Below are 17,277 nucleotides of genomic sequence, written 5' to 3' on the forward strand. Positions count from 1 at the left end.
ATCCCCGGCGACGCCCGCGGCGATCGGGGGCCGCCGCCTGGAGGCGACGCTTCCGTGCGACACGCGCGTTCACGCGAGCCGGCGGAGCTGCTCCAGACGCCGCCGCGGCTCGATGTCGCGCCGCTTGATCTTCCCGGTCCTGAGCTCCTCGTAGGGCCCGCACACCGGCCGGTAATCGCACTGCGCGCATGCCCCCTCCGCCGGCATCGGCAGGAGGGCCGCCTTGTCGATCGCGTCCCCGATGATCCCTGCCACCTGGGCGGCCGCGTCGCGCGCCCGCGCGTCCAGGTAGATCGGCACCTCCGTGAACCCGCCGGCGGAGGTGCAGTAATAGAGCCGCCCGGACTCGACCTGCGTGCCCGGGGGCATGAGCTTCTCCAGCGCGAGCGCGTAGAGGACCGGCTGGAGCGTGCCGCCGCCGCTCACGACCGCGTCGCGCGGCGCCCGCGCCTTGCCTGTCTTGTAGTCGGTGGCCCGCATCGCGCCCCACACGCTCCGCTCGACAAGGTCGATCGAGCCACGGAGCCGGACGCCGCAGTCGAGCTCCACGGGCGCGTCCGAGCTCCCCGGATCGCGGATGGCGAGGCGGCGCGGCAGCCCGAACGACAGCTCGAAATGGATCGGCTCCCAGTCGCGGTCCTCCGCGGCGCGCCGCAGCCACTCCCGGAGGTCGGCTCGCACCGACGCGATGCCGTCATCCCAGACGCGTCGGATCGCCGGCGCGAGCTCGTCCGCGTAGCGCGCGGCGACGCGGTCGAGCGCCCGATCGAGCTCGGCCCGCGCCTCGTCGAGCGAGGGCAGGCCGAGCGGCAGCTTGCCCGCGTCGCGCAGGGCGACCAGCACCTCGTAGAGCACGTCGTGCACGAGCCGGCCGCGCTGGAGCGGGTCGAGCTCCTCGATCGCCTCGGGCGCCGGGCGCGGGGCGAGCTTGTGCACGGCGTAGAGGAAGAAGCGGTAAGGGCACGCGGCGAAGTGCTGGAGGGCGGTCGGCGAGAACGACCTGCGCTCGAACGCGTGCTTCGCGAGCGCCTCGCGCGCCTCCGCGATCGGCTTGAACAGCCCGTCGGCGGTCGTCCAGCCAGGGATCCAGCGCCGCGCGCGGAACCGGAGCGCCCGCGCGAGGTGGGGGTTGGCGTTGAGCAGGTAGCGCGCGGTGCCGACCGTCTGCGCCTCCGGCAGGCTGAAGAGCGTCTCGAGCAGCGCGAGATCGTGCTCGGCCGCGTCGATGGCGTCCTCGGGCCGCGCGGGCGCGGGCCAGCCGATGCGCGCGGCGCCGCCCTGCTCGGCGCGGCGCTCGAGCTCGCCGAAGCCGGGCAGCCTGCCCTCGGCCGCGCGCAGGAGCTCGAGGCCGTAGAACGAAGGCACTCGAGGGCGGGACTGATCCATGTCCACGCGCGGGTACGACACGACGAGCCGCTGGCGGGCCGCGCCGACCGCGAGCCGGAGCGCGAGGCGCTCGCGCGCCACGCGGTCGTCGCTCGTGTCGAGGCCCGAGTCGCCCCCGGCGATCGCCCGTCGGAGGGCGTCGCGGAGGATCGGGTCCTCGACGACCTTCTGCGGGAAGATCCGCTCGGCGAGCCCGGGGACGAAGACCACATCGAACGAGCGCCCGCGGGCGCCCTCGATGGGCGAGACGAAGAGGCGCCCGTCGCGGCGGGCGGCCGGTGGCAGCACGAGGTCGGTGAGGCGGCGCGAGAGGCAGAGGCGGATCTCGCCGAGGTCCACCGGGCCGACGTGGGCCATCGGCGCGAGCTCGGCGAGCACCGCGAGCACGCGCTCGGGCCGCCGGAGCGCGCGCGTCGCGAGGGCCGAGAGGCGGCGCTGCCACTCGCCGAAGGTCGCGCGCTCGCCCGGGCTGGGCAGCGCCGCGAGCAGCGGCAGCGCGAAGGCGCGCAGGGCCGAGAGGTCCGCGAGCGTCCGCGCGATGCGCGCGGCGTCGCGATCCTCGGGGGCGCGTGCGAGCTCCAGCCGGAGCTCCCGCTCGAAGCCGGAGAGCCGCGCCTCCCACCGATCGAGCCCGCCGATCACCGCCGCGTCGACGAGGATGCGCTCCCAGCGCCGCGGGGCGCGCAGGGTGCCGTCGTGCACGGGGGCGTCGGGGCCCTGGGCTGTCAGATCGGGGAGGTGGGCTGTCGGATCGGGGGTTGTGGCTGTCGGATCGGGGGGATGGGCTGTCGGATCGGCGCTGTGGGCCGTCGGACCGGGGTTGAGGGTCGTCGGACCGGGGTTGAGGGCCGTCGGACCGGGGTTGAGGGTCGTCGGACCGGGGTTGGGGGCCGTCGGACCGGGGTTGAGGGTCGCCGGACCGGGGTTGAGGGTCGTCGGATTGAAGCTTTTCCCTGGCGGATCGAACCCGAGATCTTCCCCCGCCATGTCGTCGTCCGGAGGCGCCTCGTCGAGGCTGCCGCGCAGGAGCTCGGGGAAGAGGTCGTCGTCCGGCGGCACCCAGCGGTCGGCCTCGGGCGCGGCGGGCGGCGGCTCGCCCGCGGGCGTCGCGTCGGGGACCTGCCCGAGCGAGAGGTACTCGGCGAAGCGCGACGCCGACAGGTGCTCGGCGGCGCACGCGAGCAGCGCGAGCAATGCGCGGCCCGCCGGGTCGGGTTGCACCGAGCCCTGCGCGAAGTGCGCGGGGATCCCGGCCCGGCGCAGCGCCTCGACGAGGTGCGCGCGGTACTGCTCGGGCGCGCGCAGGAGGATCGCCATCCGCTCGAACGGCACGCCGCGGGCGGCCTCGCGCAGCGCGATGCGCGCGAGCTCCACGCACTCCCGGCTCTCGCCGGGCGCGGAGAGGATCTCGACCTCGTCACCGAGCCCGGGGGCCTCGTCGTTCAGCGGATCGAACAGGTGCTCCTGCAGGCGCGCGAGCGAGGTGCTGGGCGCCACCGGCGGCAGCTCGTCGCCCGCGCCGTCGTCGGCGCCGTCGTCCACGCCATTGCCCGCGCCGGCGCCGTCGTGCGCGGCCGAGACCGCGGTCAGCGAGACCCGCCGCGGCGGCGATCGGAGCGCCGCCTGCAGGTGGCGCAGCGACGCGGCGTCGCCGGCCGGAACGGTGGCGAGCGCGTCCGGCGAGCGCGCGGCGACGGCCTCGAGGAGCTCGCGCTCCAGCGCGAACCGCACGGGCAGGTCGAGCAGGAGCATCGGCAGCCCGAGCAGCGGGTGGCGCGAGCGGGCGTCGCCGTCGTCCGCGGCACGGGCGCGCTCGGCCGCGAGGCGCAGGACGATGGCGCGATCGGCGAGCCCCGCGTCGTCCAGGGCGGCGTCGAACGCGTGGGCGATGCGGTCGAGATCGGCCGGCGCGAGCGCGTCCGCCGCGACGCCGGAGAGCCGCACCTCCTCGAGCGTCCGCGCGACGGCGCGCGGGAGCCCGGGTCGATCCGCGACGCGGGCGAAGCGGCCGAGCAACCCGTCCTGCGCGAGCCCGTCGATGGTGCGCGCGCAGAGGGCCTCGATGGCGAGCGCGCTGGCCGGGACGAGGCCGCGCTCCGCGAGCGCCGGCATCGCGAGCGCGGCGGCGAGGCGTCCCAGGGTGAGCCGGTGCCAGCCGAAGGTGGCGCGGCGACCGCGGATCGACGCGCGGGCGAGCTCGCTCACGGCCTCGACCGAGGCGCCGACGAGGAGAACGCGCTCGGCGGGGCGCCGGCGGCGCAGCCAGCCCACGGCCCGATCGAGGCGGGCGGCGGCGCTGGGGGAGGTGATGACGGCGTGGGGCACGGGTGGCTCGAGAGGCGGCGGAGGCCGCGGGGAGGTGATGCGCGACGCTTACGAGCTCGGTAGTCTGCCGTTGGCTGCCATCGCTCAGCTCAGGTCCGGGAGCACATCTTCGATCGATGCAGCGACGATCGCCCGTTCAAGCCACCGCTCCAGGAGCTCAGGATCCTTCTCGATCAGGATGCGCTTGCGCAGGATGTCCGGCACAGCGATGCCGCGAACCCGGAGGGCGGTCAGCACGGCACGCGCCGCCTCCTCGGCGCGCCCCTCGTTCCGCCCCTCGTCGCGGAGCTGCTGCGTGTACTCCTCGAACCAAGCCCGGATCGCTGCGCTCACATCGTCCTCCTCGTCGGTCGTCGGCTCCTGTTGAACGAGCCCGAAGTGTAACAGCAGCGGCACGGCGACGCTCTTCTCCAAGGCATCGCGGGGCAACGCCGCCAGATCCGCCACCGCCTCGCGAAAGCGGCGGCCCGAGCCGAGCAGCCGTAGCAGCAGGGTTGCGCGCGTCCGGGGCAGCTCCGCGAGCACCACCATGCGCATCGCCAGGCCCGGTACGGCCTGGTAGACGCCAGCCTGCACCGGCTCGCACCGGTAGGCGTCGAGCACCGTCTCAGGACGCCCGGGGCCGATGACGACCAGCGCAGGGAAGGCGACCGCCGGCTGCGGCGGCGTGTCCGTGTCCTCGTCCGGCGCGACGGAGCGCGCTGCAGAGCGGGCGCGGCGCTCGAGCTCGTGGTGCCACGTGAGCTGCTTGCGCAGGCATTGCCGGACCTGACGAAGGCTCGGCGTGCCGTGGAACGGCTCGAACAGGCTCGGTTCCGCCGAGAGCTCGCCGAGCAGGCCCATGGCGGCGCGCTCGGACGCCCGCGCGGGATCAGGCACGCTGTAGACATCGATCTTCTGTGTCGCCGCCAGCACCTCGACCTCGGTCTCGGCCGCCGAGACGAGGCTCAGCCCGTCCCGCAGCAAGCTCTTGGTGAACTGGTCGGAGCGGTTGTGCATTGGCGCGCGACTCTAATTCATCATCGCGGCATGTCCAGCTTTGTTCGGCGCGAAGGGGCGAATCGGAGGGCGACGATTTGCGCTGCGAAAGTAGAGCGGTGCACGTAATGCAGCAGGAGAGGCATGCGCTTACCGGCAAGGAGAGCCAGTCGTGTGCAAATCGTTGTCGGTCGCGTGAGACTTCCGCTCGACTCGGCGGGATGAGCGCGACGCCCGGCTCAGGGCCTTCCAGGCCAGTACCTCACGACCACGTGACAGTCGCCGACCTGCCAGCCCTTCGCGGCATCCCAGCGCAGCTTGAACACCTCCCCGCTGGCGTCGAACTCGTCATCGTATTCGCCTGCGTCGAGCTGCAGCAGCTCCGCATCCGGGCCTGCGCGGCGGAAGGCCACCACCTGGAGCCGCGCGCTGTCGCCGGGCGAGTAGCGGAGCGAGGCCTCCGAGAACGCCCCGAGCTCCGTCAATGGCGCTCCCACCTTGGTGCAGCCTCTCTTCGTGAACGGCTGCAGCTCCCCTATCTCCGGAAAGCCAGCGACGCGGACGGATGGCTTAAGGAACCATCCGAGCGCAAAGGAAACGACGGCGACGCCGAGGACCAGGAGGTAGCGCAGTCTTGCGGATTGGAAGGAGGTATGCACGTCTTGTCCGGATCGGCTCAGGGCGCCTCGGCCAGTGGGATCCACCCCAGCATTGCCCCGGAACGAGGCTCGATGGAACGTCAGCGGCGGCGGGGGGTGAAACGGACGAACAGCCCTTCCGGCTTCATCGTGAACCCGAGGAGCTCCTTCACGGGCCGCGCCGGGTCGACCAGCGATACATCGAAGTCGCGCGCGACCATGGCGCCCACCATCGCGCTCTCGACCATCGAGAGCGCGCGCCCGGGGCAGACCCGCGGGCCGCTGCCGAAGGCCAGGGCGGCGCGCGGATCGTGCTTGCCGGCGCCCGCCGGCCGCGGGGTCAGCCAGCGCTCCGGGACGAACGAGGCCGCGTCGTGGAAGTGCTCCTCCTTCAGGCCGATCTGCCGCGTCAGCAGGATCATCCGCGCTCCCGCCGCGAGCCGCAGCGGGCCGACGACCGTGTCCGCACAGGCCTCGATGAACAGGATCGGCGCGGCGGACTTCAGGCGCAGGGTCTCCTGCACGACCGCGCCGATCGTGCGCAGCCGCTGCGCGTGCTCCGGGCTCTCGGGCAGGTCCACGTCACCCAGCTCGGCGTCGACCTCGGCCCGCATCCGCGCCTGTACGTCGGGGCGCAGGGCCATGAAGTGGAGCATCCAGGCCATCGTGTCGGCCGTCGTGTCCTCGCCGGCGAGCAGCAGCGTGAGCACGTTGCCGAGCACCTCCTGCTCCGACAGCCGCGCCTTCGGGTCGTCGGCGTCGCGCGCCACGAGAAGCGCCTCGAGCAGCGAGCGAGGCGCCGCGGCCCGCGCCGGATCCCTGTCGAGCTCCGCGCGCGCCGTCCGGAGGATGTCCAGCATCCGCGTGCGCACCTCCGAGAGCGCCTGATCGAGCGCCCGATCCGCGGGCAGCTTGACGTGCCGCCAGTACGGAAATGGCGCGAAGATGCGGCGGTTGAGCGACGCGAAGACCGTCTCGAGCTGGTGCGACAGGGGGTCGGTGCCGCGCTCGATGAGGTTCATGTCGAGGCCGAACGCCACGGCGGTGGTGACATCCACCGTGTAGCGGGCGAGGTCTCGCCGCGCGTCGACCGGCGCGCCCCGCGCGGCCGACGCGCGCCATCGTTCCCGGAGCCGGCGGGTGATCGTGGAGAGCGTGCCGTGGCTCTCGCGCAGCTGCCCGGGGGTGAACGCGCTCATCACGAGCCGCCGTTGCCGCGTCCACTGGTCGCCCTCGGCCGAGAAGACGCCGCCGAAGCCCATCTCGTCGATGAGCTCCTGCAGCGGGCTCCAGCGACGGAACTCCTTCGGCCGCTCGCGCAGGATGCGCTGGACGAGCTCGGCGCTGCCGACGACGACGACCGGCGTGCGGCCGAGCCGGAAGGTGTAGAGATCACCGTACTTACGGTTCCAGCCCTCGAGCGTGAGGTGGAACTGGGTCGGCCGGATCTCGAGAAGGTTGCCGAGGAGCGGCAGCCTCCGCGGCCCTGGCAGCGTCGATAGATCGCTCACGCCCGCTGCGGGGGCGGCTTCTGCTCTGGCGGTCTCCATGGTCTCCTTTCGAGAGAGCGAAAGCGCCCAGCGCTGGCGCCGCCGCGGATCGGGGTACAACGTAGCTCGTCCTGACGTGGGCGTGGGCGCTCGCCGCCGCGCCGTCTTCGTCACGCGCCGGCATCGCGAGCGCGGCGGCGAGGCAGCCGGCTCGCGAGCGCGGCGGCGAGGCGCCCCTGGGCGAGCCGGCGCGTGACGAAGGCGGCGCGGCGGCCGCGGATCGACCGGCGGGCGAGCTCCCCGACGGCCGCTGCCACGCCCGCGGTCATCCGCTATACTGGCCGTGTGATGATGTGCGATGCCGCGGCCGGGCAGCCTCCCCGCCCGTTGCTGGACCGCCATGCCACGAGCCCGCCTGCCGCGAGCTCAACCGCGCTTACATCGCCAGCACCGCAGAGCGCTTCGCCCTGCCGGCCCGGGTGACGCCGGCGTCCTGAGACGCCGCCGGGCCGGCGGGTCTCCCTGGGAGAGCGCGCGAGGGCCGCGACCGCGGCGCCATGCCCTCCCCGGAACGGAGCGAACGTCCGCGCCGTCCCTCCAGCGGTGATCGCCCCGACGAGATTCCCCCGCTCGCGCGCCATTCCAGGACTCCCCGCCACGCCCCGCGGCCGACTCGCGCGCTCGCGGAGCATGGCGCTGGCACTGCGCTTGTTATGCCCCCCGCGCGCCCGCGGGTCCGAGCGGCGCCGAACCGCGGGCGCCTCCGCAATCGCCGCTCTAGACACCATTTCTGGACGGAAAGGTTGCAGTATGAAGAATGCCATCCCGATCGCGATCCTGTGCCTCGGCGGGCTCGGCTGCGCGGACGCACCTCCCGGGGGCGACGGCGAGCAGCCATTGCTCACGTCCCGACAGCGCATCATTGGAGGCGCTGTGGACACGACGCACGCCTATGTCGTGGGCGTGGGCAATCGGAACCGGGCGTACTGCAGCGGGACCGTGATCTCGCGGCGCACCGTGATCACGGCGGGACACTGCCACGGCGCGCTCACGCGCGTCTTCTTCGGCCCGACCCTCGGCCGGCGGTCGGAGAGCGCGCGGATCCAGGCGTCGAGGAGGCACCCCGCCTTCAATCCCGCAACCCTCGAGAACGACCTCACCCTCATCCAGCTGGAGAGCGACGCGCCCGTGCAGCCCGCGCCGCTCCTTCGCGAATCGATGGAAAATACCACCTGGTACGTCGGGCCGGACTACACCTTTGTCGGTTACGGTGTTTCCGACGGCGTCGCGGGGACGGGGTTCGGCATGCGCCGCGCCGTGACGTTCCCCATCCTGGCGGTCGGCCCGGCCCAGGTCGGCGGGACGCCGGGGACGATCGACGCGACCCAGTTCTATTACCAGGTTCCCGACATGAACACGTGCGCCGGCGACTCCGGAGGTCCGGCGTTCCTCCTGCGCGGGGGCGTCGAGCGCCACGCCGGCGTGACCTCGTTCGGCGACGACCCCTGCACGCTGGACGGGGTGCAGGCGCGCACCGATCTCGACCAGATAGCTCGCTTCATCCAGCCGACGATCGACGAGTTCGAAGCGGACAACCCGTGCCGCGCGGACGGCCTCTGCGAGGCGGCGTGTGATGTCGGCCCCGAGATCGTCGACCCCGATTGCGCCGATCTCCACTGCGGCGCAGATGGGGTGTGCGCCCTCGCCTGCGTGTCCCCGCCCGACCCGGACTGCGCGCTCCGCGCCGGCGTGCAGGTGCGATGACGGGACAGGTGAAGGCCAGCGGGCGCCGGCAGCGCGCCGCCCTGCGAGGCGGAGCTCAGGGCGTGTCGGCCGGGTCCGCCGGGTCGCTGCCGGCGCTGCGCTCGTCGCCGTCGAGGGAGCCGTCCTCGTCGCGATCGACGCCGATGCGGTAGCCCGAGCCCGGCGGCGTACACGTGTAGGTCAGGGGTCGCCCCGTCGCGAGGGCGATCTGGCGGAGCACCGCGTCCGGGATCGGCGGCAGCGCCATCCGATCGGCGACGAACTGCCCTGCTCCGGTGTGAAGAAAGCCGATCTCCTGCGAGGTCAGGTGGCTCTTCGCCACGAGATCACACTCGCCGGCGTCCGCCCTGGCGATCAGGAGATCGATCCGCGGAGCGGCGGCGGCCTGGTTGCCGGGCGTGAGCGTGACCTGCTGGCCGACGATCGGCGCGACGTTCGAGTCGAAGGCGAGCAGGAACGACTCGAGCTGTCGGCGGACCGCGTCGCCCGCCGGCGAGTCCGGCAGCCCGTTCGGGTTGTCAGGGAAGGTGCCGAACTGGTTGGTGAAGCCGATGAACGGCGAGAAGCCCATTCCGCGGAAGAACCGGAACAGCGTGTCGAAGCTCCCGTCGTGCAGGAAGCCGAACCCCCGCACCTGGTCTCCCTTGGGGTCGTTGTCGCCGGGCAGGATGCCGAACAGCGGGGCGGCCATCCCGAACATCCCGACCTTCTGGTACATGTTGCGCAGGTGCGGCGTCTTGATGAGCTGCGGCTGGAAGTCGAACGTCATGTTGCCGTTCGTTCCAAAGAAGCCTGGCTTGTCGACGCCGGGATTGCCCTCCGGGTCGAGGACGTGACAGCCATTGCAGATGGCGGTGCCGTCCAGGTTGCTGCTCACGAAGGTGTCGCGCCCGGCCTGCTGATCCGGCGTGAGCGAGTCGTCGAGACGGCGGATCGGGTTGGGCGGATAGGTCACCTGCAGGATGAAGTCCGCGAACGCCTCCATGGAGGCGGCCGGGATCGGGCCGCTCCGGCCGAGGAGGTCGGTGAAGCCGGCCTGGAACTTCATGAACGCGGCGCGCTCGTCGAACGAACCGCTGTCCGGCTGCGCGGTGGGCGCGTCGTTGCCGCCCGTGCGATCGCCGCGCCAGTGCATGGGGCCGTGGTTGGCCATGCCGCGCAGGCTCTGGGTCGTTGTCGGGCCCTTCATCGGGTGGAACTGCCGGGGCATCGGCTGCTGCGTGAAGAGATTGAGCAGCGGTCCGACGAAGGGGCCCGGGTTGGTCGTGACCGGCTCGTCGGGATTGCCGAGATCCCACCCGAGGCTGTCGAAGTCGCCGAAGATATGGCAGCTCGCGCACGAGGAGTCGCCGTGCGCCGAGCTCGATCGCGCGTCGTAGAGGAAGCGCCGCCCGAGCGTGACGCCCGGCGGCTCGGGGCTGTACATCGCGACGTGCGCCGTCTCGGCCCGGGTCGCGGTGTCGACGATCGAGATGGAGTTGTCGAAGCGGGTCAGCACGAACAGCTGGCCTCGCGCCTCGTCGAGCGCGAGCCCCGACGGGCCGCCGCCGCTCACCTCGATGTGGTCGGCCGCGTCGGGCACGAACGTGTCGCCCTCGAGCGCGGCCGTGCCGAGCACGCCGACCTTGCTCGAGCCGAGCGCGGCCACGTAGAGCGTCGCGCCGTCGCTCGTGACGGCCATGTCGACCGGCTGGGCCAGGCTCGCCTCGCTCTCGGCGTTCGGCGTCGGGGCGCAGCAGACCGAGTAATCGATGTGCTTGTTGAGGTGCCGCGGCGCGACGCGCGGGGGGGCATTGCCGGGGCGGAGCACGGTGATCCGGCTCTCGTGGAGGTGGCCCCGCAGGCTCTGCCCGGCAAAGGCGCCGGGGCCCTCGAACCGCTGCTCGTTCCGCGCGTCGGTGTTGGAGACGTAGACCTTCCCGTTCACCGGGTTGACGACCATGTTGAAGAGGATCGTCCCGACGCCGGCGAAATGGCCCGAGGGCCCGGCGATCGGCCTCGGGGGGTTCGTTATCGCGTTGATGGCGAACACGTCCTTGTCGGGCAGCGAGAGCCGCACCTTCTCGTCCCAGGTGCGGCCGAGCTCGTCGACCCAGTGCGCGCCGTCGAACTTCACGATGAGGCTGACCTCGGGCGCCGGGTCGCCGAACGCGTTGGTCATCGGGCCCGGCGAGCCGCCGTTCGCCGCGCCGCCGTCGGGCACGAGCAGCTCGGTGACGACGGTGCTCCGGTTGCCCGAGTGGAAGCCGGCGGCGTAGACGCGCGCGCCGTCGGGCGTGGCGGCGAGCGCGCGCGGCGTGTCGGCGAAGAGGGTGAGGATCGCGAGCGGCTCGCCGCCGAGCGACGGGCCCAGGTGGTTCGCGTCGAACACCCAGACGTCGGCCCGGCCCACGCCCGGCGTGGTGAGCTGCGGATCGTTCGGGTTGTTCTGGCCGCGGTGCGCCGCCGTGATGAAGGCGCGGCGCCGCCCGGGGCCGGCAAACACGATGTCTCTCGGCTCATCACCGACGAGCAGCGTGCGCTCGACGCGGCCGCCGTATCCGCCAGGGGACAGCTCGACGACGCTGACGCTGTCGGACAGGTGGTTCACGACCCACACCTCGGTGTCGCTCCGCGCCGCCACGGCGACCGGATCCAGCCCGACCGGTATCGAGCTCCGGTGGACCAGCGCGCCGTGATGGACGCGGAAGACCTCGAGGCGGCCATCCGGCGTGTTGAGCGCGAAGAGCAGGTTTCCGCTGGGAGAGAGCGCGAGCGGGCGCACCTGCCCGCTCTCGAAGAGCGTATAAGACGACCCGGCCAGGGCGGGGGCGCTGGCCGCGAGGACAAGAGAGGACGCCGCGGCGGACAAAAGACCGCCAGCGACCCTTCGCAGGGCGAACGGTGACTTCATGGGACCTCCTCGAGAAAGCGACTTCGGCAGCGATCCGGGATCAGGTGGTCATTGAACAACTAACACGCACACGCTCTTTGGGGATCCAGGAAAGAGTATTTATGTTTCAATGTTGAAATGCGCGCGGCGCGCATCGTACACCGCCCCACGATCATGACCCTTTTCAGGGGTGCGGCGCGTCATGAGGCAAGTAGTGAATGGCGACGCGCGCATCTCACCGGCGCGCGCACCCGAGCGACGGGTGGTGAGCCCATGTGCGTCCCAGCGGTGCGTATCAGCGATGCTCCTGCGATCGGGGGAGTTCGGTCGGGACGCAAGTTGGCTCTTCCGGGATGCGAGGAGCACCGGACAGGGCGTCTGGTGAAATGAGACAGAAACCTCGCGGCGACAGGCCCAGTCGGCTCACGGCCGGCGACGCGCGCGGGTTCGGCAGGAGCGGAGCGCCCGCCTGCGCGGCGCTACGGCGCTGCCGGTCCCCACAGCCCGGGCACGCGCGTCCCGCAGGATGGGCACGCGCCGCCGGAGAGGAGGACCTCCTGCGTCTCGTAGTTGAACCGCCGCACGACGACCTCGTGGCAGGCGGGGCAGCGTGTATGCGAGAGCTCACGGACGCGGTCGGCCACGTTGCTGACGTAAACGTACTTCATCCCCCGCGCATAGGCGACGCCCGCCACGTCCACGAGGAACGCCGGGTCGGTCGTCATGCGATCGCGCATCTTGTAACGCGGATAGAAGGCGTTGAGGTGCCAGGGGATGTCGGGGTCGACGCCGGCGATCTCGGCGCCGAGGGCGCGGAGTCCGGCCGCCTTGTCGTTGAAGCCGGGGACGACGAGCGTCACGACCTCGACCCAGTAGCCGAGGCGCCGGGCCTCGCCGATCGCCGCGAGCACCGGCTCGACGCGGCCGCCGAGCGTCCGGTATTGATCCGCGCTCCACCCCTTCAGGTCGACGCGGAACACGTCGGCGACCGGGCGCATGTACGCGAGCGCCTCGGGCGTCGTGTTGCCATCCGAGATGAGCGCCGTGACGAGCCCCCGCCGCTGCGCCTCGCCGAAGACGGCGCGCGCCCACTCGGCGGTGATCATCGGCTCGTTGTAGGCGCTCGCGAGGACCCCGCAGCCCGCCGCGACGGCCACCTCGACGAGATCCGCGGCGCTGATGTCGATGGGCTCGCCGTCGCCCTCCGGCTCGCGGAGGGCCTGGGAGACCTTCCAGTTCTGGCAATAAGGACAGCGCAGGTCGCACCCGAACATCCCGAAGGTGAGGGACCTCGCGCCGGGGCGCACATGGAAGATCGTGTTCGTCTCGACCGAACGCACGTAATGGCGCGCGACGTAGCCGAACGGGACGCGGAGCTCGCCGTCCTTCTCGAAGCGGATCCCGCACGCGCCCGCGCGCCCCGGCGCGAGGACGCAGCGGTGCGCGCACGCGGTGCACCGGAGATATCCCTCCTCGGGACCGGGCTCGTAGAGCGCGCCGGGCACGGTGCGGCGGGCGAGCTTCGCCGTGAGGGGCTCGCCCGTGGCGCCGCCCTCGCCTGGCCCGGCCGCGGCGCGCTCGTTCGCGGCGCCGCGCACGAGGTCCTCCACGCGGACGTGCGGGCGGGCGTCCGGATCGCGCGCGTCGAGCGAAGCGTCGATCGCGGCTTTCGGGGCGCTGCGTCCGTTCGTCTCCATGGGAGAGCGGGCATCGCTAGCATCGCAGCCGCGAAAAACAAGGGCCTTGTGGTGCGGTGGCGCGGCGATGCAGCGGCGCTGCGGCGGGCAGCGCCGGGGTGAGAATGCGGCGCTGCGGCGGGCAGCGAGGTGGCCCGGCGCGGGAGCGCTCTTGTCAGGCCGGCAGCGCGCCGGCGCCCTGCGCGAGCCGATCGAGCTCGTCCTGACCGAGCTCGCGCTCGCCGGCGAACGCGATCCCCACGACGGCGCGCACGCTCGCCGAGGCGTCGCGCACGGGCAGCGCCACCGCCGCCTGCGCCGCGACCGCCCTGGCCCCGGGCCGCACGTCGCCGGACGTGTCCGTCTGCAGATTGCACGTCTGCACGGGCTGGTCGCGCTCCCAGGCGAGCCCGGCCATCCCCTTGCCCCGCGGGACGCGGCGCGTGATCTCCTGCACCTTCTCGGGGATGTTCACGGCGGCGGCCAGCGCGAGCGCATCGCCCTCGACGAGGTGCACCGTGCCAGCGATACCCCCGTTGTCGGCGACGAAGCTCCGAAGCCACGGCTCCAACGACTCTCGGCGCGCATGCATGCCCGCACCTTCGACCGTCGCGTGGCCTGCGTCAACCCGGGGCGCTCAGGCCTCGTCCTTCACCCGCTTGGGCCAGCGCACGACGAAGGTGGCTCCTGCGCCGGGACGCGACGAGACGGACACGCTCCCTCCGCGGCTCTGCACGATCTTCTTCACGACGGAGAGCCCTATCCCGGTGCCTTCCACCTTGTCGCGCGACTCGAGCGTATGAAAGAGATCCCAGATGCGCTCGTGGTACTCGGGCGCGATGCCGGGTCCGTTGTCGCTCACGGCGAACTCGAGGTAAGCGCCGGTGTCCTCACACGTCACCTCGACGCGCGCGTCGCTGCGGCGCGCGTGCTTCAGGGCGTTGCTGATGAGGTTCTGGAACACCTGCTGCATCGGGACGCGCTCCGCGGCGATCGTCGGCATCCCGGGCGCGATGTCGACCCGGGCGCCCTGGGGCGGCGAGAGCAGCTCGACGACCTCCGCGAGCAGATGGCCGGTGTCGACGTCGACCACGTCGCCGCGCAGGCGCCCCGCCCGCGAGTAATGAAGGATCCCGTCGATGAGCGCCTCGAGGCGGCGCACGCGCCCGCGCAGGAGGTGGATGTGCTCCTGCGTCTCGCCGTCCAGCTTCCCCGCCAGCGACTCCTCGATCCACTCGGACAGGTTCGCGATCCCCCGGAGGGGCGCCTTGAGGTCGTGCGAGGCGACGTAGGCGAACTGGTCGAGCTCCTGGTTCGTCTTCGCGAGCGCGGCGATGAGCTCCTCTCGGTGCTGGCTCAGCTGCTCGATCCGGCGCCGCGCGAGCACCTGATCGGTGATCTCGAAGGCGACCACCATGACGCCCGTGACGGCGCCGGAGGGGTCGCGGATGGGCTGAGCGACGTAGTTGAAGACAGCCTCGCTCACCGCGCCGCCGCGCCGGACGGGGATGGTCAGCTCGGCCATGCGCTGCGGCTGGCCGGCCGTGAGCGCGCGGTCCAGCATGGCGATCGCCTCGTGCTCGCCGAGCTCCGGGAACACCTCGCGCAGGCTCTTCCCGACGAGGTCCTGCCGGCCGACCATCTCGCAGTACGGCGGGTTCGCGACCTCGTAGCGGTGCTCGGGGCCGGCGAACACCGCGATGGGGACCGGCGCCTGCATGAAGAGGTCGTACAGCCGCTCGCGCTCGCGCTCGGCCGCTGTCCGCAGGCGGGCGAGCTGGAGGTGCGTGGCGACGCGAGCGACGAGCTCGCGCGCGGAGAACGGCTTGGGGAGGTAGTCGTCCGCGCCCGCCTCGAGCCCCTCGACGCGCGACTCCTCCCCGGCGCGCGCGGAGAGCATGACGACCGGGACACCCCTCGTGCGCTCGTCGTCGCGCAGCGCGCGGAGCAGGCCGAATCCGTCGAGGTTCGGCATCATGACGTCGGTGAGCACGAGATCCGGCGGGTCGCGGCGAGCCGACGCGAGCGCCTCGGCACCATCGGCGACGGCCTCGACCGTCCAGCGCTCGCGCAGCACGCGCGCGACGTACTCGCGCATATCGGCGTTGTCGTCCGCGAGGAGGACGCGCGCCGCCGGGCCGACCGCGAGCGCGGCGTCGTCGGACGGCGTCCGCGCCGCCGGGGCGAGGCCCTCGACGCCGTGATCGCGCTCTGCGCCGTGGGGCGAGCCGCCCTCCGCGCCGGGAGGCGAGCCGCCCTCCGCGCCGGGCAGCCAGCGGAGCGCCTCCTGCACATAAGGCGCTGCGCCCGTCGTCGTCGACGGCAGCGTCCGCGCGGCGTTCACGCGGTCCTTCGGCAGGTGCGCGGTCCCGCGAGGCAGGGAGACCGTGAACGACGTCCCCACGGCGACCTCGCTCGTGACGTGGATGGCCCCGCCGTGGAGGCGGACGAGGTCGTGGACGAGCGCGAGCCCGATCCCGGACCCCTCGTGGGTGCGGGAGCGCGCGCCCTGGACGCGATGGAACCGCTTGAACAGGTGCGAGAGCTCCCGATCCGGGATGCCCGTCCCGGTGTCCCGCACGGTGAGCTCGGCGCGATCGCCGTGCGCGCGGAGCGAGATCGAGACCGTCCCCTCGAACGTGAACTTGAGCGCGTTCGAGAGGAGATTGAGCACGATCTTCTCCCACATGTCGTGATCGACATAGATGGGCTCGGGCATCGGCGGGCAGTCCACCTCGAACGCGAGCCCCGCGCGCTCCATCGCCGAGCGGAAGGCGCTCGCGAGGTCCGCGGTCAGCGCGGAGAGATCGGTCGGCGCGTAGGACGCCTGGATCCGGCCCGCCTCGATGCGCGAGAAGTCGAGCAGCGCGTTGACCAGCTTGAGGAGCCGGCCCGCGTTGCGGTGCGCGGTCTCGAGATCCGCGCCCGACAGGCTCCGCTCCGCCGACGCGAGGGCGTCCTCGAGCGGCCCGAGCATCAGGGTGAGGGGCGTGCGGAACTCGTGGCTCACGTTGCTGAAAAACGTGGTCTTCGCGCGATCGAGCTCGGCGAGGGCCTCCGCTCGCCGCTTCTCCTCCTCGTACGCCTGCGCGTTCGCGATGCTGGCCGAGATCTGGCCGGCGACGAGGTGGAGGAAGCCTCGGTAATCGTCGTCGAAGAGGCGGAATGGATTCAGCCCGACGATCAGGACCCCGGCGCGGCCCGTCTCCCCCGAAGGGGAGATCGAGAGCACGGCCGCCCGCGTCGGCGGCTTTTTCCACGCGCCGGTCGGGAGATCCCGGAGGTGTGGCGGCAACTCGACGACGCGGCAGGCCTCGTGCTCCCGCAGCGCCGTGGCGAGCGGCCACGGCGACTCGTCCGTGAGAGCGAGCGTCTCCGGGGCCGCGGCGTGCCCCTGCTCGAACCCCGTGCTGCCCGCGAGCTGCACGCGCCGCCGGTCCGGGTCGACGACGTAGAGGAGCGCGAACGGGAGATCCTTCGCGTTGGTCGCGAGCGAGCTCGCGCTGCGCGCGCACACGTCTTCCCACGAGCGCCCGTGCGCGGTCCGCGCCGCGAGGTCGCGGAGGAGGGAGAGCTGCCGCTCTCCGATGATTCGCCGCGTGTCGTCGGTATTGGCGCAGAGGATCCCGCCCGTGCCGCCCTGATCGTTCGGCACAGGGCTGTAGGAGAACGTGTAATACGTCTCCTCCTGGTAGCCGTTCCGCTCCATGATGAGGAGGAGCGCCTCGTCGTAGGTGCCCTCGTCGCGGCGCATCGCGGACGCGGCGCGCGGCCCGACCTGGCCCCAGATCTCGCGCCACACGACGGACGCGGGCTGCCCGAGCGCCTCGGGGTGCTTGCCGCCGACGATCGACTTGTAGGCGTCGTTGTAGAGGTTGATGAGCGAGTCGCCCCACCAGACGAACATCGGCTGGCGCGACGTCAGGACGATGCGCACGCACGTCTTGAGGCTCTGGGGCCACGATGAGACCGGGCCGAGCGGCGTCTTCGACCAGTCGATCGCGCGCATGCGCGCGCCCATCTCTCCTCCCCCGGCCAGGACCGCGCCAGCGTCCGCGCGATCCGGCGGCGAGCCATCCAGCTCGTGCGACATAGGGCTCCTTGTAGCGTGAGGTGGGTGGCGGGAGAAGGGCAGAAAAACGATGGGT

General features: G+C 72.4%; 10 protein-coding genes. 1 reads left to right on the forward strand and 9 read right to left on the reverse strand.

All coding sequences use genetic code 11. The annotated features are described in order from the left end of the window. Window positions 1-69: 69 nt before the first annotated feature. The 5 genes from WMF14_RS01045 to WMF14_RS01065 form a co-directional block, all read right to left on the reverse strand. Window positions 70-3,711, reverse strand: coding sequence for a PD-(D/E)XK nuclease family protein (locus WMF14_RS01045; protein ID WP_437798348.1), 3,642 nt, complete (start codon window positions 3,709-3,711; stop codon window positions 70-72). A gap of 84 nt (window positions 3,712-3,795) precedes the next feature. After that, window positions 3,796-4,710 (reverse strand): hypothetical protein, encoded by a 915-nt coding sequence (locus WMF14_RS01050; protein ID WP_437798349.1) that lies wholly within the window; start codon window positions 4,708-4,710, stop codon window positions 3,796-3,798. 218 nt (window positions 4,711-4,928) lie between these two features. Next, entirely contained in the window at window positions 4,929-5,174 is a 246-nt protein-coding gene (locus WMF14_RS01055; protein ID WP_272097262.1) for a hypothetical protein, read from the reverse strand. A 254-nt stretch (window positions 5,175-5,428) separates the two neighbouring features. Continuing rightward, the gene (locus WMF14_RS01060; protein WP_272097263.1) at window positions 5,429-6,877 is read right to left on the reverse strand and encodes a cytochrome P450; all 1,449 of its coding nucleotides are present in this window, start codon (window positions 6,875-6,877) and stop codon (window positions 5,429-5,431) included. Between the two features lie 110 nt (window positions 6,878-6,987). Next, entirely contained in the window at window positions 6,988-7,134 is a 147-nt protein-coding gene (locus WMF14_RS01065) for a hypothetical protein (RefSeq protein ID WP_437798350.1), read from the reverse strand. 493 nt (window positions 7,135-7,627) lie between these two features. On the opposite strand from WMF14_RS01065, the gene WMF14_RS01070 reads away from it, so the two are divergent. Further along, window positions 7,628-8,581 carry a S1 family peptidase gene (locus tag WMF14_RS01070; RefSeq protein WP_437798351.1) on the forward strand — a complete coding sequence of 318 codons (954 nt, stop codon included), beginning with the start codon at window positions 7,628-7,630 and terminating at the stop codon, window positions 8,579-8,581. A gap of 55 nt (window positions 8,582-8,636) precedes the next feature. Here the strand turns inward: WMF14_RS01070 and WMF14_RS01075 are convergent, their stop codons facing one another. The 4 genes from WMF14_RS01075 to WMF14_RS01090 form a co-directional block, all read right to left on the reverse strand. Continuing rightward, a complete protein-coding gene (locus WMF14_RS01075; protein ID WP_437798352.1) occupies window positions 8,637-11,474 on the reverse strand; it encodes a hypothetical protein in 2,838 nt (945 codons plus the stop codon). A gap of 458 nt (window positions 11,475-11,932) precedes the next feature. Further along, window positions 11,933-13,150, reverse strand: a complete 1,218-nt coding sequence (locus WMF14_RS01080) for a radical SAM protein (RefSeq protein WP_437798353.1) — start codon at window positions 13,148-13,150, stop codon at window positions 11,933-11,935. Window positions 13,151-13,304: 154 nt separating this feature from the next. After that, window positions 13,305-13,721, reverse strand: coding sequence for a GAF domain-containing protein (locus WMF14_RS01085; RefSeq protein WP_272097267.1), 417 nt, complete (start codon window positions 13,719-13,721; stop codon window positions 13,305-13,307). 45 nt (window positions 13,722-13,766) lie between these two features. Then, complete coding sequence (locus tag WMF14_RS01090) at window positions 13,767-17,222, reverse strand: ATP-binding protein (protein ID WP_437798354.1); 3,456 nt, start codon at window positions 17,220-17,222, stop codon at window positions 13,767-13,769. Window positions 17,223-17,277 lie beyond the last annotated feature (55 nt).

Origin of the sequence: Sorangium sp. So ce693 (assembly GCF_051521375.1) — a bacterium.
In the GTDB taxonomy this organism is placed as follows: domain Bacteria; phylum Myxococcota_A; class Polyangia; order Polyangiales; family Polyangiaceae; genus Sorangium; species Sorangium atrum.